We start from the raw sequence: 24,226 nt of genomic DNA, 5'->3' as shown, positions 1-24,226 counted from the left end.
TCACTCCCCGCCCGGCTCGGTGACCGAGGTCTTGCGGGTGGCCACGATTCGGTCCACCAGGCCGTATTCCAGGGCCTGTTGGGCATCCATGATCCGGTCCCGCTCGATGTCGGCGCTCACCTGCTCCACCGTTCGGCCCGTGTGCAGGGCGAGCAGCTCCTCCAGTTGGGACCGGGTGCGGGCCAACTCCTCGGCCTGGATGGCGAGATCACTCGCCTGCCCCTGGATCGGCTCGGTGAACGAGGGCTGATGGATCATCACACGGGCCCCCGGCAGCGCCGACCGCTTGCCCGGGGTGCCCGCCGCCAGCAGCACCGCCGCGGACGAGCCGGCCCGGCCCAGGCAGACCGTCTCCACGTCGCAACTGACGTACTGGAGCGTGTCGTAGATCGCCGACATCGCGGTGAACGAGCCGCCGGGCGAGTTGATGTACAGCGAGATGTCCCGGTCCGGTGCCTGGTACTCGAGGTGCATGAACTGGGCCATCACATCGTTTGCCGAGATGTCGTCGATCGGCGTCCCGAGGAAGACGATCCGCTCCTCCAGCAGCTTCGAGTACGGATCGAGGGTCCGGTGTCCGGCGCTGGTGCGCTCGGTGAACTCGGGCAGGACGTGGCGGGCGGACGGTCGGGTCATGGGTACCCCTCCTTCGGCATCTGTAAGAAATGTACAGGACGTACATGACGTTATGATGTGGCCGGATTCTAGTGATCAACTCAAATGCCCAGGTCGGAGGGTCTTTGTTGCCCTCTTTGGGGCTTATGTCTCACATTTCTGTCACGGTTTGACGGCTCTATGTCGGGAGCGTTGTCGCCGTTGCATTCGGCAACTGGCCTGTGATCCTCCCCATGGCCACCCTGATCTGTGAGCCTGTCGCGACTCGCTGCGGTAGGAGCGTCCGTCAATGGGTGTGGGCGGCCCGGCTGGAATGCCTGGGCCTTAACAGGTCCGTTGCTGCACGGCGGTCGTCGGCGATCGGGTGGGTATCCCCAATCATGAGAGCCGTACCGTGCCCCCGGTGGCAGTTCTACGAGCGCCGGCACACGACGCTGCAGCCACGGTGTTCTCCGAGTTCTCCGACCGTTTCCCCGCCGCAGAGGTCTCCGGTCCGGCTGCCGAGCTACTGCGGTGCCCCGGGCTCGTGCCGTCTCCCCTAACGCGGCGTCCCCAGGGACCAGGCAAGGGGAAAGATCGCGCAGCGGATCGGCCCCCACACCCTGCGGCCCGATGCGCTGCGCGGAGACCTCGTTGAGCTATCAACAGGCCCTGCTGCCATGCGCCGGCGTACGCCCTGCTCGATCTGCGGCCGGATGACGAGTTCCACCGCCTGATCATCGACCGCCAGAGCGGCATGTTCTGGATCCGCACGCGCGACGGCCTGCTGTCGATCCTGCCGGAGGAGAACGGACGCGCCTACGGCAGCGGGTACGGCGGGGGAGGCCCCTCCGAGCTCTGTGCGTGCCGAGAATCTCGTCCGCGCAGGTCATCCCGCTTGCGGCCGCTGCCAGTTGCCACGGCATGATGGCCACTCGTGCTCCTGCGCCTCGCCTATCTGACCGTGTCGAATGCCTTCGCTGCGCTCTGGCTGCTCCCGATGAGCGACCGCGCCAAGGACGCCGAGATCCTGGCCCTACGCCACCAGATCACGGTCCTTGAGCGCCAACTCGGCCCGAAAAGGGTGAAGTTTGCCCCCGAGGATCGGGCCTTCCTCGCCGCGCTCCTGGCACCGCTGCCGTGCCAGGAGGGAGCTGCGTCGTCTCCGGCTTCTGGTACGTCCGGACACGGTGCTGCGGTGGCACCACTACTTGGTGAAGCGGCGGCACGCCCGCATCTGGCGCCCCAAGCGGCCCGGACGATCGCGCACCGTCCGCTCGATCCGGGCGCTGGTCCTGCGCCTGGCCCGCGAGAACAGCGGCTGGGGCTACCGCCGTATCCACGGGGAACTGGCCGTGCTCGGCATCACGGTCGCCCCGTCCACCGTCTGGGAGATCCTCAAAGCCGAAGGCGTCGACCCGGCGCCGGAACGGACCGCCACCACCTGGGCCGGCTTCCTGCGCTCCCAGGCCGATGCCCTGCTGGCCATGGACTTCATCGAAACCATCACCCTGACCGGGCAGCGGCAGTACATCCTGGCCGTCATCGAGCACGCAACCCGCCGCATCCGGGTCCTGGGCACCACCGCGCACCCCACCGCGGGCTGGGTGACCCAGGCGGTCAAGAACCTCGTCATGGACCTTGAGGACGTGGGCGCGCACGCCGCCTACCTGATCCGCGACCGCGACGCGAAGTACCCTGCCCTGATCCACGAGATCCTCGCCGACGTCGGCATCCAGAGCGTGTTCACCGGCGTCCGCATGCCAAGGATGAACTCGATTATGGAGAGATGGGTGCTCAGCCTCCGCCGCGAGCTCCTCGACCGCACCCTCATCTGGAACGCTCACCACCTGCGCCATGCCCTGAGCGAGTACGAGCGGTTCTACAACGAGCACCGCACCCCTCCCTGCAGGCAGCCGCGCCGCTGCGCGCACTCCCCGAAACCATCACCGACCCCAGGGAGATCGCGCGCCTCGACATACATCGACACGACCGCCTCGGTGGAGTGATCCACGAGTACGAACACGCCGCTTGAGCTGCACGGACGTGATTCTCGGCACGCACAAATTCCAGTCCAGCCTGCATCGCACCGTTCTCCGCGTACTGCAGGACCGACACCATGGCCAGCCGGGCCGGCGACAGGCCCCGCCGACCGTCCGCCGGATACCACTCGGCGAAGTCGCCGCCCGTGAACAACTGGTCCAGCCGGTCCCGCATCCACATCGCCGTGGTGCCCCGCGGGTTGCTCGCCCACGCTATCCGCAACGTCAACGGCGGAATCCCTCGACCCGTACCCGAACCCATTGCCATCGCGGTCACTCCTCCGACCGCACGATCCGCCCCGCTCCCCTCAGCGGACCACCACAACGAGATCAACAGGGACAACGACGACGAGTTTCACCCCACCGAGCGAAGATCACCAACAGCATCCGCTTGCCTGAGCAGGTCGAACCCCCAGCCAGCCCGGTGTGCGGGACGCCTCGGAATTTTCGCCCTTCACTGGACCGCTTGCCGAGAGGCATCCGATCTCCGCCCGATGTGCGACCAGTTGAGGGGGAAGGCGGTACGGGTACGCAGTGAGCCGTGGTCGCCAGCCTTCTGATCGGCAGTTTCCTCATCAACGACTACCAGTCCAACCAGGGCTCTCTATCGGCGAGATGGAGCCAGGTCAACGTGATACCCGACACTCTTGACCTTGATGATCGGTCAACACATGATCCTCACAGCTATTTGTAAGAAAAGGTTAAGAAAACGGGTGGGGTGTGCTTTCACAACAACAGCGCCATGGCTGGCGTCAGGCGGTGCGGAATGGGGCGATAGCCGTCGTGCTCCTGGCATGTGCGGTTCCGGTAGCGGGGGCGACTCCGGCGCTCGCCGATGACACGGCGGCCTCGGCAACGGCTGACCGGACTCCGGAGTCGCAGGCGAGTTCCCTCGCTGCCAAGACCGGCGACCGGGTGACCGTGGACGCGGCGACCACCGAGTCGTCCCAGGTGTTCGCCAACCCGGACGGCACTTTCACCCAGGAGATGAACGCGGCCCCCGTTCGCGCCCGCAAGGACGACGGCACCTGGGACCCCATCGACACCAGCCTCGTACGCGAAGCCGACGGCTCTGCGCGGGCGGAGAACACCACGGCCGGTCTCACCTTCTCGGGCGGCGGCAGCGGCGACGGGCTGGTCACGCTGAAGGACGAGGGGCGCGCGCTGCGGCTCGGCTGGCCCACCGAACTCCCCGAGCCCCGGCTCGACGGTGCCACCGCCACCTACGCCGGCGTCCTCCCGGACGTGGACCTGAAGTTGACCGCGCTGGACTCCGGCTACACCTCGGTGCTCGTGGTCAAGACCGCGGAGGCGGCAAAGAACCCGGCGCTCGCGACGATCAGGATGACGGTGTCGGGCAGCGGCCTGGACATCGCGTCGACGGCGGACGGCGGATTCGTCGCGCGTGACAACGATGGCACCCCGGTCTTCGAGAGCCCGGCGGGGCGGATGTGGGACTCGGCCGGTGACACCCCGGCCGCCAACGTCACCACTCAGCTCTCCCGTGTGGCGTCTTCGGCAGAAGCCGAAACCCCGGACCCGGAGCCGACGGACAGCAGCCCGCTGCCCGCTGCCGGCGGCGAGCCGGCCCCTTCGGAGGGACCCGGCAGCGGTGACACGTCGGCCGAACTCCCGCTCAAGGTCGCCGGTTCCACCCTGGAGATCACGCCCGATCCGGCGCTGCTCCATGGCAAGGACACCGTCTTCCCGCTCTACATCGACCCGCCGACCAAGGGCATCGCGCTAGGGGACTGGACGGCCCTGGCCTCCAACGGCACCAAGTACTGGGAGTTCGACGGGGACAAGGGCGTGGGCCGCTGCTCCAACTACGCCGGCTACCTCTGCTCCAACACCCCCTACACCCAGCGCATGTACTTCGAGTACCCGCTCTCGTCGATCCACGGCAAGAAGGTCCTGGACGCGACGATGGAGGTCTACCAGCTCTGGACGTTCAGCTGTGACCCGCACTGGTACGACCTGAGCCATGTCACCAAGACCATCTCCTCCAGCACCACGTGGTCGACCCGCCCCACGGCGGACGACCTGATGGGCGACCAGAACGTGGCCTACGGTCGGGGCAGTCTGTGCAGTCCGTCGCAGCCGGCGAACTGGGTGCGCTTCAGCGACAACGTGGCCGGGGAGTCCAACGAGAACCTGACGACCACACTGGCCTCCGCCGCCACCGACAAGGATCCGCAGATCACCTTCTCGCTGACCGCGCACGACGAGTCGGACGCCGGCGCGTGGGCGCGGTTCCGCAACGACGCGAAGCTGTCGGTGACCTACGTGTCCTACCCGGGCAAGCCGACCTCCTACGGCGTCCAGCAGGGCACCACCGGGCGTGCCTGCAACGCCTCTTCGCTGCCCTTCGCCACCAGTGTCACCAAGCCGAAGATGCTGGCGACGGTGCAGTCGGCGGACGGCTCCAACTCCCAGCTGCGGGCCTTGTTCGAGGTGTGGAAGGCTGACGGCTCTAGCCGTGCGTGGTACGCGGCCTCGCCGGACGGCGCCTGGGTTGCCGACAACGCCACCCGCGACGCATCCTCCAGCGCGCTGACAGCGCAGACGGACTACCGGATGCGGGTCAAGACGCAGGCGTACTACAAGACGGACCGGGGCGTCACGGGTGTCCTGGACTCCGCTTGGTCGTCCTGGTGCTATTTCCGGGTCGACACCGATTCACCGCCGCCTCCGGTGGTGACCAGCGCGGACGGCACCTACTCGTCGGCCGAGACCGATCCCGCCGCGGGCGGGGTGGGCACACCGGGCAAGTTCACTTTCACTCCTGCGGACACCAACCCCACCACAGCCGGCATCCAGTCGGACGTCGTCAGTTACAAGTGGAAGCTGAACAGCGGCGCGGTCTCTGCTCCGATCCCCGTCGCCAAGGGCACAGCCACCACTCAGACGATCACGCCGAACCAGGCCGGTGAGAACACCATCCAAGTCTGGGGCTTCGACGCGGCAAGCCACAGCTCGCTCACTGCCTATTACAGCTTCCTGGTGAAGGGCGCCGAACAGCCCTCCGGGATCTGGCACTTGGACAACGGCCTCACCGACTCCACCACCGCGACCCAGCATCCCCTGACCTCCTCGGGGACCACCTGGGACACCCTGGCGCGCAGCGGCTCCGGCGCGGCGAAGCTGAACGGCACAACCGCCTACCTCTCCACCTCCGGTGCGGTGCTGGACACCACCAAGTCCTTCACTGTCTCGGCCTGGGCCCGTCTGACGAAGAAGGACGTCAACTACACCGTCCTGACCCAGGCGGGCACGAACGCCTCCGGCTTCCAGCTGTACTATTCCACGGCCTACAACGCCTGGGTCTTCAACCGACACCAGACCGACGTCGCCACTCCGGTGCTCACCCGTTCGATAGGCGGCAAACCGCCGGTCCTGAACGCCTGGACTCATCTCGCCGGTGTCTACGACGCAGCGGCGCAGACGATCCAGCTCTACATCAACGGCGTCCCGCAGGGCGAGCCGACACCGTTCCCCGTGACCCCCTGGAAGGCGTCCGGCGGACTTCAGGTCGGCCGGCTGGTGGCCTCAGGGACCGGCAAGGAGAACTTCGCCGGCACCATTGACGAGGTCAAGGTCTGGTCCCGCGCTCTGGCGGACACCGAACTCGCCCACGACGCCTGGCTGGAGGACGAGGATCTCAGCGATGGCACAGCCGGTGACCCGGTCCCGGCACTCGTCGCCAAGTGGGACGCCACGGACATGGCCAACGCGACCGGCACCACGGTCAAGGACACCAGCGGCTTCGGCCGGAACCTCACCCTCAACGGCGCAGCGCTCACCCAGTTCACCACCGGAGACCCGGACATCGGCGAGGAGGTGACGACCACGCAGGCGATGACCCTGAACGGCACCAGCGCGTACGCCACCGCCACCGGACCGGTCGTGGACGACGCCGGTTCGTTCACCGCGACTGCCTGGGTGACCCTGGACCCCGCCAAGCTCGCCGACACCAGCAAGTCGTACACGGTGCAGGTGTTCGGCCAGTCGGGCACGAGCCAGTCCGCCTGGGGCGTCTGGTACGAGCAGCCGGCCGGCAGCACCCAGGGACGGTGGACGTTCGGCCGCCCCGACAAGGACGGCACCGGAGCGGCCTGGGCCAAGAACGAGTCCACCGCTTTCACCACAACGCAGCTAGGCGTCCCGGTCATGCTGACGGTCGTCTACGACGCCCAGTCGGCAGCCGACGCCGATGACACCTCCAAGCTCGGCGCGCTCAAGCTCTACGTCGACAGCGCCCTGATGGGCGACGAGGACGGCGTGCCGTACTCCGCCCCCTGGCAGGGCGGCGGCGCGTTCGAGATCGGCCGGGCGAAGATCAATGGCGCCGCCGCGCGCTACTTCCCCGGAAGCATCGACAGCGTTCGCGTCTGGGCCGGAGCCACCTCCACCGACACCATCGCCAACCGGCGCAACACCGAGCAGCACTAGAAGCGGAACGGGACAGGGCGGGCCAGTTGCCCGCCCTGTCCCACCCCGCGCTCGTCCCCTCATTCTTTTGCGTTCCACGCCCAACGCTGCGCATGCCTGCGCGGACACGCCATCGAGATCCGGCGTCTTGGGCGTCGGCGCGCGAGCGCTCCCTGACCATTTCCCTTCGAAAACGGGACATCACCGTGTCTTCAACACCCTTCCGCACACGCTTGCCAGGGGCGCTCATACGCCGCTGGCTGGGCCGTGGCGCACTCGTCACCTCTCTCGCTCTGCTGCCGCAAGTCGTGGCTCCCGCGGGCTTCGACTTTGCCGCGCAGGCTCAGTCCCAGAGTGTCCGTAAGCCGCTGGAGCACCGGCCTGAGACGAAGACCGACAAGGTCGGCGTGCTCAAGCCCGGCACGTCCAAAGCACCGAAGGACAAAGCTGCGTCGGCGGCCCGCGAGACCCGTGAGCGGCTGACGAAGGCCGCCTGGCCGAAGCCCGGGAAGGCCACCGCCGCGGTCGCGGCGACCGGCAAGGCCGCTGTCACCGTCGGCGGCCTCGGCATGACGCTGGCTCAGGAGCCCGCCGCCTCGGCAGCCAAGTCGGCGAAGACCAGGAAGAATGCGAAGGCAACCGGTCCGGCGGAAAAGGTGGCGCTCAGCGTCCAGTCCGAGTCGGCCGCGAAGAAGGCGGGCGTCAACGGCGTCCTGCTCACCGTGGACCCGGCCGGAGCCGCATCCGAGGGCTTCCCCGGCGACAGCGACAAGCTCCGGGTCTCCCTGGGCTACTCCTCCTTCAACGATGTATACGGCGGCAACTTCGGCCCTCGGCTGCACCTCGTGACTCTTCCGTCGTGTGCGCTGACCACCCCGCAGAAGAAGGCGTGCCGCACCCAGACCCCGGTGACGGGCGCGGACAACGACACCAAGTCCCAGACTCTGACCGGCACCCTCCCCGCCAGCACGCTGAAAGCCGGCACCCCGATGCTCCTGGCAGCGGCTGCCGACAGCTCCGGCGGCGGGGGCGATTACGCCTCCACCCCGCTGTCCCCGACCGCGACCTGGGAGGCCGGCGGCAGCACGGGTGACTTCACCTGGAACTACCCGCTGCGGGTTCCTCCGGCAACGGCCGGCCCGGCCCCCAGCCTGTCGATCTCGTACAACTCCGCCTCGGTGGACGGCCGCACGGCCGGGGAGAACAACCAGACCTCGGTGATCGGCGAAGGCTTCTCGATGACCGAGTCCTTCATCGAGCGCAAGTACGCCCCCTGCAGGGACGACGGCCAGTCCGGCAAAGGCGACCTGTGCTGGAAATACGCCAACGCCACCCTTGTCCTCAACGGCAAGGCCGTGGAATTGGTCAACACCTGCGCCGACAAGGCCGCCTGCGACACCGCAGCCCTCTCCCAGGCATCCGGCGGCTCGTGGAAGCTGAAGAACGAGGACGGCACCCGCGTCGAGCACCTCACCGGAGCCACCGGCAACGGCGACGACAACACCGAGTACTGGAAGGTCACGGACGCCTCCGGCAACCAGTACTTCTTCGGCAAGCACCGGATGCCCGGCTGGAGCGACAACGGCACCGCCGCCGACGACCCGGTCACCAACTCCGTATGGACCGTGCCGGTCTTCGGCGACGACTCCGGGGAGCCCTGCTACAAGTCCACCGGCTTCGCCGACTCCTTCTGCAACCAGGCGTGGCGCTGGAATCTGGACTACGTCGTGGACACCCACGGCAACGCCTCCACGTACTGGTACACCCCGGAGACGAACTACTACTCCAAGAACGCCGACACCGCCGTCAACGGCACCGCCTACACCCGGGGCGGCTACCTCAACCGCATCGACTACGGCCTGCGCAGCGACCTGATCTACAGCAAGCCCGCCGCCCAGCAGGTCAGCTTCGACTACGCCGAGCGCTGCGTCACCTCGGGCGGCTGCTCCAGCCTGACCAAGGACACCAAGGCCAACTGGCCCGACGTGCCCTTCGACATGATCTGCGCGGCGAGCACCAAGTGCACCACCCAGATCGGCCCGGCATTCTTCACCCGCAAGCGCCTCACCGACATCACCACCTCCGTGTGGACCGGCACCGGCACCACCCAGCGGAACGTCGACACCTGGCACCTGGACCAGAGCTTCCCTGACACCGGTGACGCCTCCTCGGCGAGCCTGTGGCTGAAGTCCATCCAGAACACCGGCAAGGCCAACACCACCACGGCCGCCATGCCGCCGATCACCTTCGGCGGCATCCAGCTCTCCAACCACGTCGAGGGCAGCACCCCTGACACCCTGCGCTACATCAAGTGGCGCGTCCGCACCATCAAATCCGAGACCGGATCCACCCTCACCGTCAACTACTCCGACCCCGACTGCATCTGGGGCACCAGCATGCCGGCGGACGTCGACAAGAACACCCGCCGCTGCTATCCGGTCAAGTGGTCCCAGTCCGGCGCGACCCCGGTCACCGACTGGTTCCACAAGTACGTCGTCACTTCTGTCTTCCAGGACGACCCCTACGGCCACGGTGACACCGGCGAGAAGTACTACGACTACCAGGGCGGCGCGGGGTGGGGCTACGCCGACGACGAGGGCCTGACCAAGCCGTCCAACCGCACATGGTCCCAGTGGCGCGGCTACGGCAAGGTCGTGGAGACCTCCGGCGATACCGACGGGGGTCCGCGCTCCAAGAAGTCCACGCTCTTCATGCGCGGCCTCAACGGCGAGAAGGAACTCGACGGCACCGCCCGGGTGGAGAAGGTCACCGACTCCACCGGCACGGCCATCGACGACACCCGCCAGTACGCCGGCTTCGTGCGCGAGACCATCGTCTACAACGGCACCGAAGAAGCCAGCGGCACCATCAACACCCCCCTTTCGTACAAGACCGGCAGCCACGCCTACAGCTGGGGCACCACCGAGTCCCGGATCATCCAGGCCGGCGAGACAACCACCCGCACCAAGACCTCCACCGGCACCCGTACGGTCAAGCAGAAAACCACGTACGACCCCACCTACGGCATGCCGATGACCGTCGAGGACAGCGGAGACGCCGCCAAGACCGGTGACGAGTCGTGCGTGCGCACCAGCTACGCCCGCAACACCTCGGCCTGGCTCGTGAACACGGTCTCACGCACCGAGACCTACTCGGTTTCCTGCGCGACCACCCCCGTGGTCCCCGATGATGTCGTCTCCGACATCACCACGGCCTACGACGGCCAGGCGGTCGGCGTAGCCCCCACCAAGGGCGAAATCACCTCCTCCTACCGGGTTGCGAGCTACGACGCCGACAAGAAGCCCGTCTACCAGCAGGTCTCCGGCGCCACCTACGACAAGCTGGGCCGCCCGCTCACCGCGACCAACTCCCTCAACCGCACGGTCAAAACCACCTACGTCCCAGACGACACCGGCTACGGCCCGCTGACGTCCAAGACCACGACCGACCCCAAGCTGTACACCTCCACTACCGAGGTGGACCCGGCCTGGGGCACAGCCACCAAGACAACCGACGCCAACAGCAATGTCACCGAGTGGGACTTCGACGCGCTCGGCCGTCTGAAGTCGGTCTGGAAGCCGGACCGCTCTCGCACGCTGGGCGACGCTGCCAGCATCGGCTACGCCTACAGCATCAACAACGACAAGGAGACGTGGGTCCGCACCGACGCCCTCAAGGCCGACGGACAGACCTACAACAGCTCCTACGAAATCTTCGACGGCCTGCTGCGCTCCCGCCAGAAGCAGACCCCGGCGCCGAACGGCGGCCGGGTGATCTCCGAAACCCTCTACGACGACCGCGGCCTGGCCTACATGGCCAACAGCCAGATCCACGACAACAACGCCCCCTCGGGCACCCTGGCCAACACCTTCACCGGCTCCGTCCCCGCCTCCACCGAGACGGTCTTCGACGCAGCCGGACGCGCCACCGAATCAGTCTTCCGGGTCTACGCCCAGGAGAAATGGCGCACCAAGACCGACAACCAGGGCGACCGCACCGCCGTCACCGCTGCCGAGGGCGGCACCGGCATCCTGACGATCACCGACGCCCGCGGCCGGACCACTGAACGCCGCGAGTATGGCGGCCCCGTCCCGACGGGCAGCGACTACACCCGCACCCTGTACGAGTACACCCCCGGCGGCCAGCTCAAAAAGATGACCGGCCCGGACGGGGCGGTCTGGACGTACGACTACGACCTGCGCGGCCGCAAGACCACATCCACCGACCCCGACAAGGGAAAGGTCGACACTACCTACAACGACGCCGACCAGCCGCTGACGGTCTCGACCACTCTCGACGGCGCTTCCCGCACCCTGATCACCGACTACGACGAACTCAGCCGCACGACCGGAACCTGGGACGGGGTGAAGGACAACGCCCACCAACTGACCAAGTTCACCTACGACACCCTGGCCAAGGGACTGCCGACGGCCTCGATCCGCTATGTCGGCGGCACCACCGGCAAGATCTACTCCCAGGTGGTCACCGGCTACGACGCGCTCGGCCGCCCGAAGGGCACCAAGACCGTCATTGCAGCCACCGACCCCCTGGTCACTGCTGGCGCGCCCCAGACCTTCACCACCTCCACCGCCTACAACATCGACGGCACCGTCCAGTCCACCTCCATGCCCGCGGTGGCTGGCCTGCCCGCCGAGACGGTCACCAACAGCTACAACGGCCTCGGCATGCTCACCGGCACCGACGGCATGACCGACTACGTCCAGAACATCGGCTACTCCCCGTACGGCGAGATCGAGGAAACCCGCCTGGGGACCTCCACCGCCGCCAAGCAGCTCCAGATCCTCAACCGCTACGAGGACGGCACCCGCCGCCTGTCCAACACCCACACGGTCGACCAGACCAACACCGGGAACACCAGCGACGTCGACTACGTCTACGACACCACCGGCAACGTCAAGTCGGTCACCGACAAAGCGGGCGGCAAGGACACCCAGTGCTTTGCCTACGACGGCTATCGCCGCCTTACCGAAGCCTGGACCCCGTCCTCCAACGACTGCGCGACCGCCCGCTCGGCGAGTGCCCTCGGCGGACCTGCCCCGTACTGGACCAGCTGGGCCTACAAGCCCGGCGGCCTGCGCGACACCCAGACCGAGCACAAGACCGGCGGTGACACCAAAACCGCTTACGGCTACCCCGCCGTCAACACCAACGGCACCGGCCAGCCCCACACGATGACGTCCGTCACGGTGGGCACCACTGCGGCAAAGTCGTACGAGTACGACGAGCTGGGCCATACGACCAAGAGGTACGGCACCACAGGCACGACTCAAAGCCTGGACTGGGACATAGAAGGGGAGTTGACCCGCCTCACCGAAGGCAGCAAGACCACCGACTACCTCTACGACGCGAACGGCGAACTCCTGATCCGCCGCGGTCCGACCAAGACCGTCCTCTACCTGGCCGGTCAGGAACTCCAGTACGACACGGCCGCAAAGAAGTTCACCGCTCAGCGCTACTACCCGGCTGGCGACGCCACCGCCGTCCGCACCGAGACCGGCCTGTCCTGGATGGTCGACGACCACCACGGCACCGCCTCGATGACAGTGGACGCCATCACCCAGGCCGTCACCCGTCGCTACACCAAGCCATTCGGTGAAGCGCGCGGTGCAACCCCGTCGGCCTGGCCCGACGACAAGGGCTTCCTCGGCAAACCAACCGACACCGATACCGGCCTCACCCACGTCGGCGCCCGCGAGTACGACCCGGCCACCGGACGCTTCCTCTCCGTCGACCCCATCTTGGCCCCCGACGACCACGAGTCCCTCAACGGGTACGCCTACGCCAACAACACCCCCGTCACCAAGTCCGACCCCACCGGCCTGCGGCCGATCACAGACTGCGAACGCGGGTGCAGCGACGGCAAGGGTGGGAGCTACCACGACTACATGACGATGGGCCCCGGCGGTACATGGGTCTACCACTCCAGCAAGACCTACACCCAGACCTTCCAGTACCAGAAGACGGGAGGCGGCACCGGCAGCGGCACCATGACCGTCACGGTCCGCACGGATGGGCCCATCAAATCTGCCCAGGTGGTCTTCAAGAAGGGGCCTGACCCGAAGCCCGAGCGGAGAGACGGATCTCAGTGCCGGTCCTGTTGGGCGATGGGAACGAATCCCTATTACGACTCGAAGGCCGACGACCTGCCCGACACTCCAGAGCTCGCGACCTGGCAGAAGGTCGTGCTGGGCGTTGTAGCGGTCGTGTCGTTGGCCGTGGCCGCCGCGCCCGTGGCCGTCGCTCTGGGCGAAGGATGCCTGGCCGCGGCCCCGGTATGCGCCGCAGAGATCGCGGAGACAGTGACCGGCGGTGCGTCCGGCGGAAGCCTGACGATCGGTGGCGCAGCTGTCGGAGCGGGCGCCAAGGCTCTCACCGCGGGCAAGAGTCTGCCGGAGGGGCCAGTGACCTTGTATGGCCCGTTCCACCGGCTGACCTCGAAGTCGCAAACGACTGCAAACGCACGGTCCATCGCGGAGTCCAGCGAGCTGTGGGGCAAGATCCCACGGTGGGGTGGCAATGCCACCGCCCAGGCACACGTCGGCCCCATCCCCAAGGGCGCCAAGCCGGGAAGCCTGGAGTTCTTCACCACTGTGAAGCCCAAGGTCAACAACAGACCTGGGTACGCTTCTTGGGAGGCTGGCGTGGAAGACGGTGTCAAGGAATTCGAGATGGATGGCGAGGAGTGGGCTTCCATTCCGATCATCGTCACAGAGGTGCGGTAGAGATGGACCTGAGAGAGCTGGACCCGGCGGAGTTGAAGCGGATCCCCGAAGGGGATGTCAGTTCGCGCGACATCAAATGGCTTGCTGAGGTCGATATCGACCGTGCGGCGCTGGAGGAGCGGTGGGGTAGCGCTGAGACCACCTGCGACAGCCTGGCGGAGTGGCTCTGCTTCGCCTTCTCTCCGGCCGATGGGGAGGCGTTCCTCCTGCTGCGCGAGGTGGAGCATCCTCCCACGCCTCAATTCGGCCTGAGCGTGACCAGCGGTCTCTTCTCCGCATCAGCCGCCGAGCGGATCGTCGAGGCACTGGGGATCGCCGGGACAAGGGTGACTCAGGTGAACGCAGACGCCGCTTCGTAGGATCGGACCCGCCCTGTGCGCCTCTCCGGAAGGACAGGCGCACAGGGCCGTACGTTCTGCATTCAGTGGTGGGAAGTCCGTCATTCAAAGCTCACCGGGAAAGGCGTGAGCGTAGGTGGGATGTCCGTGTCAATTCGGCCGTGTTCTCGTATAGCTGCCGCCACCCGTCATGTAGCAGAACGTGATGGGGCTGTGGTGGGGTTCTGCGCTTTCCGTCCAGGTGGGGCGAGTGGTCGCCACGATGGGGAGATCCAGTTGGTTGAGGCGCGGAGGCACCGGTGCGGCAGGAGTGGGAGCCGGAGGACCTGATCGAGGTCTGGACGCTTCTTGAGGACGAGGTTGTGCGGCTCCGGAACAAGACCGGGGCGAACCGGCTGGGCTTCGCTCTGTTGCTGAAGTTCTTCGAGGTCGAGGCGCGTTTCCCTGAGAGCGTGGGAGAAGTACCGGCGCCTGCGGTGGCGTACGTGGCCCAGCAGGTGAAGGTCCCGGCCGAGCAGTGGGCCTCGTACGACTGGCAGGGCCGGGCGATCACCCGGCATCGCACAGAGATCCGTACGGTTTTCGGATTCCGGGCAGGTACCGAGGAGGACCAGGAGCGGCTGGCGGAGTGGCTGGCCGCAGAGCTGTGCCCGGTGGAGCTCTCTCGGGAGCGTCTGATGGCGGCCGTGGTGGCCCGGTGCCGCAACGACCACGTCGAGCCGCCGGCCCCGGCGAAAGTGCAGCGGCTGGTGGGTCGGGCGGTCACGGACTTCGAGGCCCGGTTCTGCCGCAGCAGGGTGGAGCGGATCTCGCACGCGACGCGCTCGCGCCTGGAGGACCTGGTCGCCGGTAGCGAGGACGAGACGGCCGGTGAAGGGGATGGTGAGGGCGCGGTGTCGGGCGGCGGGCGCTCCCACTTCGCCGAGTTGAAAGCCGACCCGGGGGCGCCGGGGCTGGAGAGCCTCCTGGCGGAGGTGAACAAGCTCCAACGAGTCCGGCGGCTGGAGCTACCCGCCGACCTGTTCGCCGACGTGTCCGAGAAGCTGGTCGACGCGTGGCGGGCACGGGCGTCGAAGGAGTACCCGGCGAACCTGGAGCGGATGAAGCCTCCAAGGCGCCTGACGCTGCTGGCCGCGCTGTGCCACGTGCGGCAGACGGAGATCACCGACTCGCTGGTGGACCTGTTCATCCAGCTCGTACTGAAGATCAACACTCGGGCGGAGCGGAAGGTCGACAAGGAGCTCAACGCCGAGCTGAAGAGGATTCGGGGCAAGGATGCGATGCTGCTGCGGGTCGCCGAGGCGGCCCTGTCCGAGCCGTCCGGCACGGTGCGGCGGGTGATCTACCCGGTGGTCGGCGGGGAGAAGACGCTGAAGGCCCTGGCGGCGGAGGCCGCAGCGAACGAGGCCCGCTACAAGGCCCGGGTGCGCACGGTGTTGCGGTCGTCGTACTCGGCGCACTGGCGGCGGATGCTCTCGCCGTTGCTGGGTGCGCTGGAGCTGAAGTGCAACAACACCTCCTACCGGCCGGTGATGGACGCGATCGACCTGCTCCAGCGCTACCTGGACCAGCCGCTGAAGGAGGGGGCGTTCTTCGATCCGGCGGAGAGCGTGCCGCTGGCGGGTGTGGTGCCCGAGCAGTGGCGGGCGGCGGTGGTGGACGACAAGGGCCGTGTCGAGCGCATCCCGTACGAGCTGTGCGTGCTGGTCGCGCTGCGGGACGCGGTGCGCCGGCGGGAGATCTGGGTGGTGGGGGCGAACCGGTGGCGCAACCCGGAGGACGACCTGCCCGCGGACTTCGAGGACAACCGGGACGTGCACTACGCCGCGCTGGGCCAGCCGCAGGACTCCGGCGAGTTCATCACCGCCCTTCAAGACAGGCTCCGCGCCTCGCTGGACCGCTTCGAGACCGCACTGGCGGAGGGTACGACGGGCGGGGTGTCGCTCGTCAAGAAACACGGCGAGCCGTGGATCAGGGTCTCCCCGCGCGGCAAGCAGGAAGAGCCGGAGTCCCTGGTGGCGATCAAGGGGGAGATCGAGCGACGCTGGGGCACCATCGACCTGCTGGACATCCTGAAGTACGCCGAGTTCGACACCGGGTTCATCGAGGAGTTCACCTCGGTGGCCACCCGCGAGACGCTGTCGAAGGACGTGCTGCGCCGTCGGCTGCTGCTGGTCCTGTTCGGCCTGGGCACGAACATGGGGATCAAACGGGTCGCGGTGACCGGCAAGCACGGCGAATCGGAAGCAACGCTGCGCCGGGTGCGGCACCTGTTCGTCAACCGGGCCAACATGCGCGCGGCCCTGCGGAAGCTCGTGAACGCCACCTTCGCCGTCCGCGATGAGATGTGGTGGGGCGCCGGCACGGCGTGCGCCTCCGACAGCCGCAAGTTCGGCGCCTGGTCCTCCAACCTGATGACCGAGTGGCACCAGCGCTACCGCGGCCCCGGGGTGATGATCTACTGGCACGTCGAACGGAAGTCGGTGTGCATCTACTCCCAGCTCAAGTCCTGTTCGGCCTCCGAGGTCGCCTCGATGATCGAGGGCGTGCTGCGGCACTGCACCGACATGGAAGTGGATCGGCAGTACACCGACACCCACGGCGCCTCCATCGTCGGGTTCGCCTTCGCCCACATGCTCGACTTCAAGCTCATGCCGAGGCTGAAGAACATCGGCTCCGCGAAGCTGTACCGGCCGGCGGCCGGGGAAGACGAAAAGTGGCCGAATCTGGGGCCGGTGCTCTCCACCAAGACGATCAACTGGGACCTGATCGCCCAGCAGTACGACCAGATCGTGAAGTACACCACCGCCCTGCGTCTGGGCACCGCCGAGGCCGAGCAGGTCTTGCGACGCTTCACCCGCGGAGGGCCCAAGCACCCCACCTACCAGGCGATCGAAGAACTCGGGCGGGCGGTGCGGACCGCGTTCGTCTGCGACTACCTCGCCGATGTCGAAATGCGGCAGGAAATCCACGAAGGACTGCAGGTCGTGGAGAACTGGAACTCCGCGAACAAGGACCTCTTCTACGGCAAGGACGGCGACCTGGCCGGTGTGGACAAGGAGTCCCAGGAGGTCAGCATGCTCGCGCTGCACCTGCTCCAGTCCGCGCTCGTGCACGTCAACACACTGCTGATGCAGCAGGTCCTCGCCGATGAGGAGTGGGTGGACAGGCTCACCGACGCGGATCGCCGGGCCCTGTCGCCGCTGTTCTGGACGCACGTGAACCCTTACGGCCGGTTCGAGCTGGACATGAACAGCCGCCTCGACCTGGACCTGCCCATCCGGGCGACAATGCCCGGCCCACGCACCCCGCACGATGAGGCAGCCGCGACCCCGGCGTGACACCCGGACCATTGATCCCGTTCAGTCGGGTGTCTCGGCCGAGTCGGCTGGCTCAGAGTCCTTGGCCGGCGCAGACCGCTCGATGGTGTCGTTGGTCGTAGCCCAGATGGCCAGCAGGTTCAGGGCGTCCTGCGAGGGGGAGTGCGGCTCGGCGGTATAGGTGAGGAGGAACTGGCTGGGGCCGTCGGGGAGCGGGAAGGTTTCGAAGGGCAGGTCGAGGTCGCCGACGACCGGGTGGTGCAGGAGTTTCACCCCGGTGGTGTGCATGCGGACGTTGTGGGCCGCCCAGCGGCGGCGGAATTCCTCGCTGCGGGTGGACAGCTCCCCGATCAGGTCCGTCAGTCGCCTGTCGTAGAGGTCGCGTCCGGCTTCGGCGCGCAGCATGGCGACCGCGTCGTTGGCGACTTCGTCCCAGTGGCGGAAGAACTCGGTGGCATGCGGGCTGAGGAAGACGAACCGGGCGTTGTTCGGCGGCCGCGTGGGGTCGGCGTAGACGGGGGAGAACAGGGCGCGCCCGAGGTGGTTGGCGGCCAGGATGTCCCCGCGGCCGCTGAGGATGAACGCGGGTGTGCCGGCCATGGAGTCCAGGACGCGCTGGACCGTGGGCCGTACCCGCTGCTGGGCCGGGCGGCGGCGTGGCGGGCGGGTCGTGCCGGCGCCGCGCAGGAGGTCGAGCAGATGGATGCGTTCGGCCTCGTCGAGCTGCAGTGCTTGCGCGATGCCGTCGATGACGCCCTCGGAGACGCCGGTGGCGTTGCCGCGCTCCAGGCGGGTGTAGTACTCGCTGGAAATGCCCGCGAGGAGGGCGACCTCCTCGCGGCGCAGCCCGGTGACCCGCCGGCGCTCCCCGCCGTACAGGGGCAGTCCGGCCTGCTCGGGGGTGACCTTGGCCCGTCGCGTGCCGAGAAATTCTCGGATCTCTGCACGGAAATCATCGCGAATATCCCGGTTTGCGCCTTGTGGGTCGTTTCTGCCTGCCATGCGTTTCACTCTACGAGTGCTCCGGCCGGGTTGGGGGTCCCTGTCAGTGACCCCCTCAAGAGGGACTCCCACACTCCCGTGACAAGCGGTTTTGTTGATGGTGCACCGCCCACAGCGGTGTGAACCGTCCGGACGGACGGCGCTCGTGCCTCCGCTCCCAGCCCCCTCTGCGGCACTGTCGGCGGTCCATGCGTCACCCCCGCACACAGCGGGTGCCGGATCACGGCGCCCGAAAGGAATCCCCCCATGAGCAAGGTCATTCTCGTCACCGGTGCCGGACGCGGTCTGGGCACCCTCATCGCCCGCGAGGCCCTCACCGCCGGCCACCAGGTCGTCGCCACCGGCCGCCGCCCCGAAGAGGTCGAGAAGACCCTGGGCGGACCGCAGGACAATCTGCTGGTCACCAGGCTCGACGTCACCAGCCTGGAGGACGCCGAGGCCGCCGCGCAGGCCGCCGTTGACCGCTTCGGCCGCATCGACGTCCTGATCAACAACGCCGGGAACCTCTTCACCGGCTACTTCGAGGAGATCTCGCCCGCGCAGATGCGCCAGCAGTTCGAGACCAACCTCTTCGGCCCGATGAACGTCACCCGCGCCGTCCTGCCGATCATGCGCAAGCAGCGCGCCGGCCACGTCATCACCATCACCTCGACCGCCGGGCTTGTCGGCATGGAGTTCACCTCCGCCTACGCCGCCTCCAAGTTCGCGGAAGAGGGCTGGATGGAGTCCCTGCGCTACGACGTCGAGCCGTACAACATCCACACCACGATCGTGGAGCCCGGCTACTTCCGCACCGAGTTCCTCACGGACGGCACCACCACCTGGCCCGAGCTGTCCATCGACGACTACGCCGAGCGCACCGCCCCGCGGGTCGAGGGCATGAAGAGCATGAACGGCCAGCAGCCCGGCGACCCCGCCAAGCTCGCCCGCGCCCTGCTGACCATCGCCGGCCAGGACAAGCCGCTGCTGCGCTTCGTCGCCGGGGCGGACGCCATCGAGGCCGCCGAGGCCAAGGCGACGGAGCTCCTCGCCCAGGCCGGGGCCTCGCGCGAACTGGGCGGCGACCTCGGCCACGACGACGCCCACGCCTGACCTACCCCGGGCCCCACACCCCCGGCCGGTGCGCAAGACCGCGCCGGGTGTGGTTCCGACAGCACGGAGAAGAGTCACCATGCCCCTCAAAGGCGAGTACGAGCCGAGCAAGGCACAGTTTGTACGTGACCAGGTGGAGCTGTACGAAAGCTCCGGCGGCACGCAGGGAACGACGCTCCAGGAACTTCCCGTCGTCATCCTGACGACCCTGGGCGCGAAGAGCGGCAAGATCCGCAAGACCCCGGTCATGCGCGTGGAGCATGACGGTTCCTATGCCGTCATCGCCTCCATGGCCGGAGCCCCCAGCCACCCGGTCTGGTACCACAACGCGGTGGCCGAGCCCCGGGTCGAGCTCCAGGACGGCCCGGCGCGCGAGGACATGCTGGCCCGCGAGGTGACCGGGGACGAGAAGGCGCTGTGGTGGGCCCGGGCGGTAGAGGCGTTCCCCGATTACGCCGAGTACCAGACAAGGACGGACCGTGAGATTCCGGTCCTGGTTCTGGAACCGGCACCCCACGCGCACTGACCCGGCGCAGAGCGTCGGATCCCACCTGGCGGCTGCCGACTCCCATCCCCTGCGGTCGGCCGGTACGCACCCGGCTCGCCCGGATGAAGCACATCACGGACGACCACGCCATCCGTCCTCGGCAGCCTGACCTACTGCCCGTCCCAGCCACCGCCTACCAGGGAACGAGAACCTGATGGAGCTCCTGAAGAAGCCGGCCACCATGAAGCTGCCCGCGCAGTGGTTCACCGGTGATGCCTATGCCGACGTGATCTACCGCGGCGAGGAGCCGTCCCGTGCCCGAGCGAACACGGTCCGCTTCACGCCCGGCGCCCGGACCGCCTGGCACAGCCACGGCCTCGGCCAGACGCTCTACATCGTCGAGGGCATCGCCCTGATCCAGTCCCGCGGCAACAAGATCATCGAGGCCCGCCCCGGCGACGTCGTCTGGACCCCGCCGGGCGAGGAACACTGGCATGGCGCGGCACCCGACCAGTTCATGACCCACCTCGCCCTGTGGGAGACCGACGAGGTCGCCTGGCTCGAACACGTCAGCGACACCGAGTACGGCGGAGTGCGGAGCAGCGGACGGGGCTGCGGGCATGGCTGAGACGCCGCAGACCGCCGAGCGGGGGACCGGGCCCTCACCTAGGCCGCCCCGCTCTTCGGCGAGAACCTCGCCCGATAGTCCAGCTGGGCGGCGGTTGCCCGGACAGCGGGCCTGCCGCACGGCACAGATCATTTAAGGAGTGCGCGGTAACAGCACGCAGGAGAGCGCAGCTTGTTGCCTGCCCTTACCCCGTACGTCTGGAGAAGAGGACAACCCCCATGGCTTCGAAACTGACCGGCACCGTCGCGCTCGTCACCGGCGCGAGCAGCGGTATCGGCGCCGACACCGCCCGCCGACTCGCCGAACAGGGGGCCACGGTCGCTCTGGTGGCCCGCCGCAAGGACCGCCTGGAAACGCTGGCCGACGAGATCGCCCAGGCCGGCGGCTCCGCGCTCGCGGTGGAGGCGGACATCACCGACCGTAACCAGGCCGAAGGAGCCGTGTGGCAGACGGTCGAACGGTTCGGGCGGCTGGACATCCTGGTCAACAACGCCGGGCTGATGCTGCTGGGACCGGTCGTCGGCGCGGATCCCCAGGAGTGGGAACGCATGATCGCCGTCAACGTCCAGGGCCTGCTCCACACCACCCACGCCGCCCTGCCGCACCTGCTCAAGGCCGCTGAGGAAGGGCCGCGGCAGGTCGCCGACATCGTCAACGTCAGCTCGATCGCCGGCCGCCAGGCATGGGCGAACTACGGGGTCTACAACCTCACCAAGTTCGGCGTGAACGGGTTCACCGAGTCGCTGCGGCAGGAGCTGGCCGGCCGGCATGTACGGGTGGGTGTCCTGGAGCCCGGTGCCGTCGACACCGAGCTGCTCTCGCACAACAACGACACCATCCGCGCCGAGATCCTCGACCCGTTCAACGAGCAGCACGAGCGCCTCGTCCCCGCGGACATCGCCGACGGGATCACCTACATGGTGACCCGGCCCCGGCACGCGGCGATCGCCGAACTCTGGGTCATGCCCACCGACCAAGCCTGACCACGTACACCACACCACCACGAAGAGGGAGTACCTGATGAAGCACGTATCGCTAGGCGGACTGGACGTCTCGCGCATCGGCCTGGGAGCCATGACCATGGCCGGCACCTACACCACCGGCGCAGGGCTCGACGACACCGAATCGATCCGCACCATCCACCGCGCGCTGGACCTCGGGGTCACCCACATCGACACCGCCGAGATCTACGGCCCCTTCCACAGCGAGGAAATCGTCGGCAAGGCCATCAAGGGCCGCCGCGACGACGTCGTCGTGGCGACGAAGTTCGGTCTCGTCTCCCACGCCGGCGACGGCCCCGGTGTCGTCGACAGCAGCGCCGTCAACGTGAAGGCAGCCGTCGAGGGCTCACTCAAGCGCCTCGGCACCGACCACATTGACCTCTACTACCAGCACCGCGTCGACCCGAACACGCCCATCGAGGAGACCGTCGGCGCGCTGGCCGAGTTGGTCGCCGAGGGCAAGGTGCGCCACATCGGCCTCTCCGAGGCCGGGCCCGAGACGATCCGCCGGGCACACGCCGTGCATCCGGTGGCCGCGCTGCAGACCGAATACTCCCTGTGGACCCGCGACGTCGAGGCCGAAATCCTCCCGCTGCTGCGCGAGTTGGGCATCGGATTCGTTCCCTACTCCCCGCTCGGCCACGGCCTGCTGACCGGGCAGATCCGCACCGTCGACGACTTCGCCGACGACGACTGGCGCAAGACCAACCCGCGCTTCACCGGCGAGAACTTCCACCGCAACCTGCGCATCGTCGACGAAGTACAGGCCATCGGCGCCGAGATCGGCGCCACCCCGGCCCAGACCGCACTGGCTTGGATTCTGACCCGCGGCGACGACATCGCCCCCATCCCCGGCACCCGGCGAGTCGCACGCGTCGAGGAGAACACCGCCGCCGACGGCATCGAACTCACCGCCGCCCAGCTCGACCGCCTCAACAACCTCACACCGGCCGCAGGCGAACGCCACGACGAGGCGAACATGGCCAGCATCGACCGCTGACCGCGCGCCACACCCCAACACGGAGGTCGCCCCTCCCCGGCTCAACCCCTGCGCTCGCCGAGCGCAGGGGAAGGCCCCGTTCTCCTATAGCTACGGCCGGCCGCGGCCCGCGTGAGCATGCTCTGCTCGCCAACGACTCTCGACCCAGGCGGCGGCGAGAAAGGGGGAGCATCCGCGGCTGCCCCCTTTCTCACAAACGGTCCTTTGCCCGAGCAAGATCAAAGACGGCGTCTCAGTGATCGCGCACTGGCGGTTCGGTTCGCAGAACTCGTTCTCACTCAAAGGTGAGTTCGGGGTACTTCTGAGAATCGTTTGTGACAGCATCCGGTGCCGTGACGGTCCCTCAAGAAGCCTCCCCGAGCGACGCGGACGACGTCGAGCGCCACCCCTGCCCGCGCTGCCGGGCCGAACCCGGCTCGCCGTGCCGCTCGCGCTCGGGCGCGGTCGCGGTCGCCGGCACCTACCACACCGGCCGCTTCACCAAGGTGCCCCGGCTCGCCAAGCTCCTGCGCGTGCCCACCCCCGCCGACCGCGGGCCCGGCCAGCCGTGGCGCCCCGGCACCCCGGTCCCGCTCACTCTCGCGCCGGACACCCCGAGTGCGGACATCCGCATCGGGTACGCGCGGTGCTCGACGCTCACCCAGGAACTCCAGTCCCAGCTCGACGCTCTCGCCAAGCACGGCATTCCGCGGGACAAGGTGTTCTCCGAGAAGATCAGCACCCGCGTACGGGTCCGGCCCCGGTTCGAGGCCGCACTCGCCCTCGCCCGCCAGATCAAAGCCCACGCCCCACACTGCCGCGTCATCTTCACCGTCTACGAGATGAAGCGCTTGGGCCGCGACGCTGCCGAACTCACCGCGCTCGCCGACCACCTCACCGCCCACGGCCTGGTCCTGGAGATGCTCGCCGGACCCCTGCCCGGGATGTACGACCCGAGCGGGCCCGGCCGCCTGCTGTTCGCGTTCTTCGCAGCGATGGCCGAGACCGAGCGGGAGAACATCCGGGAGTCGACCCTCGAAGGACTCGACACGGCGGCCCGCAAGGGCAAGCACGGCGGCCGACCACCCGTCATCACCGAGGACATGCTGCACACCGTGCTCCGCCGCCAGGCGAACGGCGAGTCGGTCGAACAGATCCAGCCCGACCTGATCATCCCCACCGGCAAGCGCAAGGGCCAGGCTCCCAGCGTCGCGAGCATCTACCGCGCGCTCGCCGAGCACGAGAAGAAGGAGGCGTACCCCGAGGCCATCGAGACAGCGCACGCCGACTTCGCCGCCCTCCAGCAGCGCGACCACAGCCCTGTGTAGTTACTCAGCGCTACATGACGGATGGCGGCAGCTATACGAGAACACGGCCGTACTGAGGGACCTGTCGGCGGACACCATCCTGAGCTTGCCCGGCAACGAGCCCGACACGCCTGACGACCGCCAAGCGGGACTCTGATCACCGAGCGCCGGATCACGGTCTGGCTCCTGCGGCAGCAGTCCGGCGACGGCTTGGACGATGCTGCTGATGTGCTCGCGGCGGGCGTGGTGCCGGTGGAGGGAG

The 24,226-nt window shown here is 67.9% G+C and carries 13 protein-coding genes; 11 read left to right on the top strand and 2 right to left on the bottom strand.

Features of this window, described 5'->3' with window-relative positions:
- Positions 1–636, bottom strand: coding sequence for an ATP-dependent Clp protease proteolytic subunit (locus OG223_RS09540; protein ID WP_329245171.1), 636 nt, complete (start codon positions 634–636; stop codon positions 1–3).
- Between the two features lie 1,172 nt (positions 637–1,808).
- On the opposite strand from OG223_RS09540, the gene OG223_RS09535 reads away from it, so the two are divergent.
- The 5 genes from OG223_RS09535 to OG223_RS09515 all read left to right on the top strand — a co-directional run bounded on the left by OG223_RS09535 (position 1,809) and on the right by OG223_RS09515 (position 17,489).
- Positions 1,809–2,603, top strand: a complete 795-nt coding sequence (locus OG223_RS09535) for an integrase core domain-containing protein (protein ID WP_443073702.1) — start codon at positions 1,809–1,811, stop codon at positions 2,601–2,603.
- Positions 2,604–3,551: 948 nt separating this feature from the next.
- Positions 3,552–7,088 carry a LamG domain-containing protein gene (locus tag OG223_RS09530; protein WP_329265217.1) on the top strand — a complete coding sequence of 1,179 codons (3,537 nt, stop codon included), beginning with the start codon at positions 3,552–3,554 and terminating at the stop codon, positions 7,086–7,088.
- Between the two features lie 227 nt (positions 7,089–7,315).
- Entirely contained in the window at positions 7,316–13,810 is a 6,495-nt protein-coding gene (locus OG223_RS09525) for an RHS repeat-associated core domain-containing protein (protein WP_329265216.1), read from the top strand.
- Between the two features lie 2 nt (positions 13,811–13,812).
- Positions 13,813–14,169, top strand: a complete 357-nt coding sequence (locus tag OG223_RS09520) for a hypothetical protein (RefSeq protein ID WP_329245169.1) — start codon at positions 13,813–13,815, stop codon at positions 14,167–14,169.
- Between the two features lie 278 nt (positions 14,170–14,447).
- Positions 14,448–17,489, top strand: a complete 3,042-nt coding sequence (locus tag OG223_RS09515) for a Tn3 family transposase (RefSeq protein WP_327136493.1) — start codon at positions 14,448–14,450, stop codon at positions 17,487–17,489.
- 21 nt (positions 17,490–17,510) lie between these two features.
- On the opposite strand, the gene OG223_RS09510 is transcribed toward OG223_RS09515, so the two are convergent.
- Positions 17,511–18,470, bottom strand: a complete 960-nt coding sequence (locus OG223_RS09510) for a helix-turn-helix domain-containing protein (RefSeq protein ID WP_329245166.1) — start codon at positions 18,468–18,470, stop codon at positions 17,511–17,513.
- 246 nt (positions 18,471–18,716) lie between these two features.
- Here OG223_RS09510 and OG223_RS09505 point away from each other — a divergent pair, with 246 nt between their 5' ends.
- The 6 genes from OG223_RS09505 to OG223_RS09480 all read left to right on the top strand — a co-directional run bounded on the left by OG223_RS09505 (position 18,717) and on the right by OG223_RS09480 (position 23,985).
- Positions 18,717–19,562: an SDR family oxidoreductase gene (locus OG223_RS09505; protein ID WP_327136491.1), complete on the top strand. Its 846-nt coding sequence runs from the start codon at positions 18,717–18,719 to the stop codon at positions 19,560–19,562.
- A 79-nt stretch (positions 19,563–19,641) separates the two neighbouring features.
- Positions 19,642–20,088 carry a nitroreductase family deazaflavin-dependent oxidoreductase gene (locus OG223_RS09500; RefSeq protein ID WP_327136490.1) on the top strand — a complete coding sequence of 149 codons (447 nt, stop codon included), beginning with the start codon at positions 19,642–19,644 and terminating at the stop codon, positions 20,086–20,088.
- A 175-nt stretch (positions 20,089–20,263) separates the two neighbouring features.
- Positions 20,264–20,677 (top strand): (R)-mandelonitrile lyase, encoded by a 414-nt coding sequence (locus tag OG223_RS09495; RefSeq protein WP_327136489.1) that lies wholly within the window; start codon positions 20,264–20,266, stop codon positions 20,675–20,677.
- Between the two features lie 218 nt (positions 20,678–20,895).
- Complete coding sequence (locus OG223_RS09490) at positions 20,896–21,660, top strand: SDR family NAD(P)-dependent oxidoreductase (RefSeq protein ID WP_329245160.1); 765 nt, start codon at positions 20,896–20,898, stop codon at positions 21,658–21,660.
- 37 nt (positions 21,661–21,697) lie between these two features.
- Complete coding sequence (locus OG223_RS09485; RefSeq protein WP_329245157.1) at positions 21,698–22,678, top strand: aldo/keto reductase; 981 nt, start codon at positions 21,698–21,700, stop codon at positions 22,676–22,678.
- 332 nt (positions 22,679–23,010) lie between these two features.
- Complete coding sequence (locus tag OG223_RS09480; RefSeq protein ID WP_329245154.1) at positions 23,011–23,985, top strand: recombinase family protein; 975 nt, start codon at positions 23,011–23,013, stop codon at positions 23,983–23,985.
- Positions 23,986–24,226: the final 241 nt, after the last annotated feature.

The sequence above is a fragment of the Streptomyces sp. NBC_01478 genome (assembly GCF_036227225.1).
Taxonomy (GTDB): Bacteria; Actinomycetota; Actinomycetes; order Streptomycetales; family Streptomycetaceae; genus Streptomyces.
The sequence above is the reverse complement of the archived record's forward strand: the minus strand, read 5'-3'. Positions and strand labels throughout refer to the sequence as shown.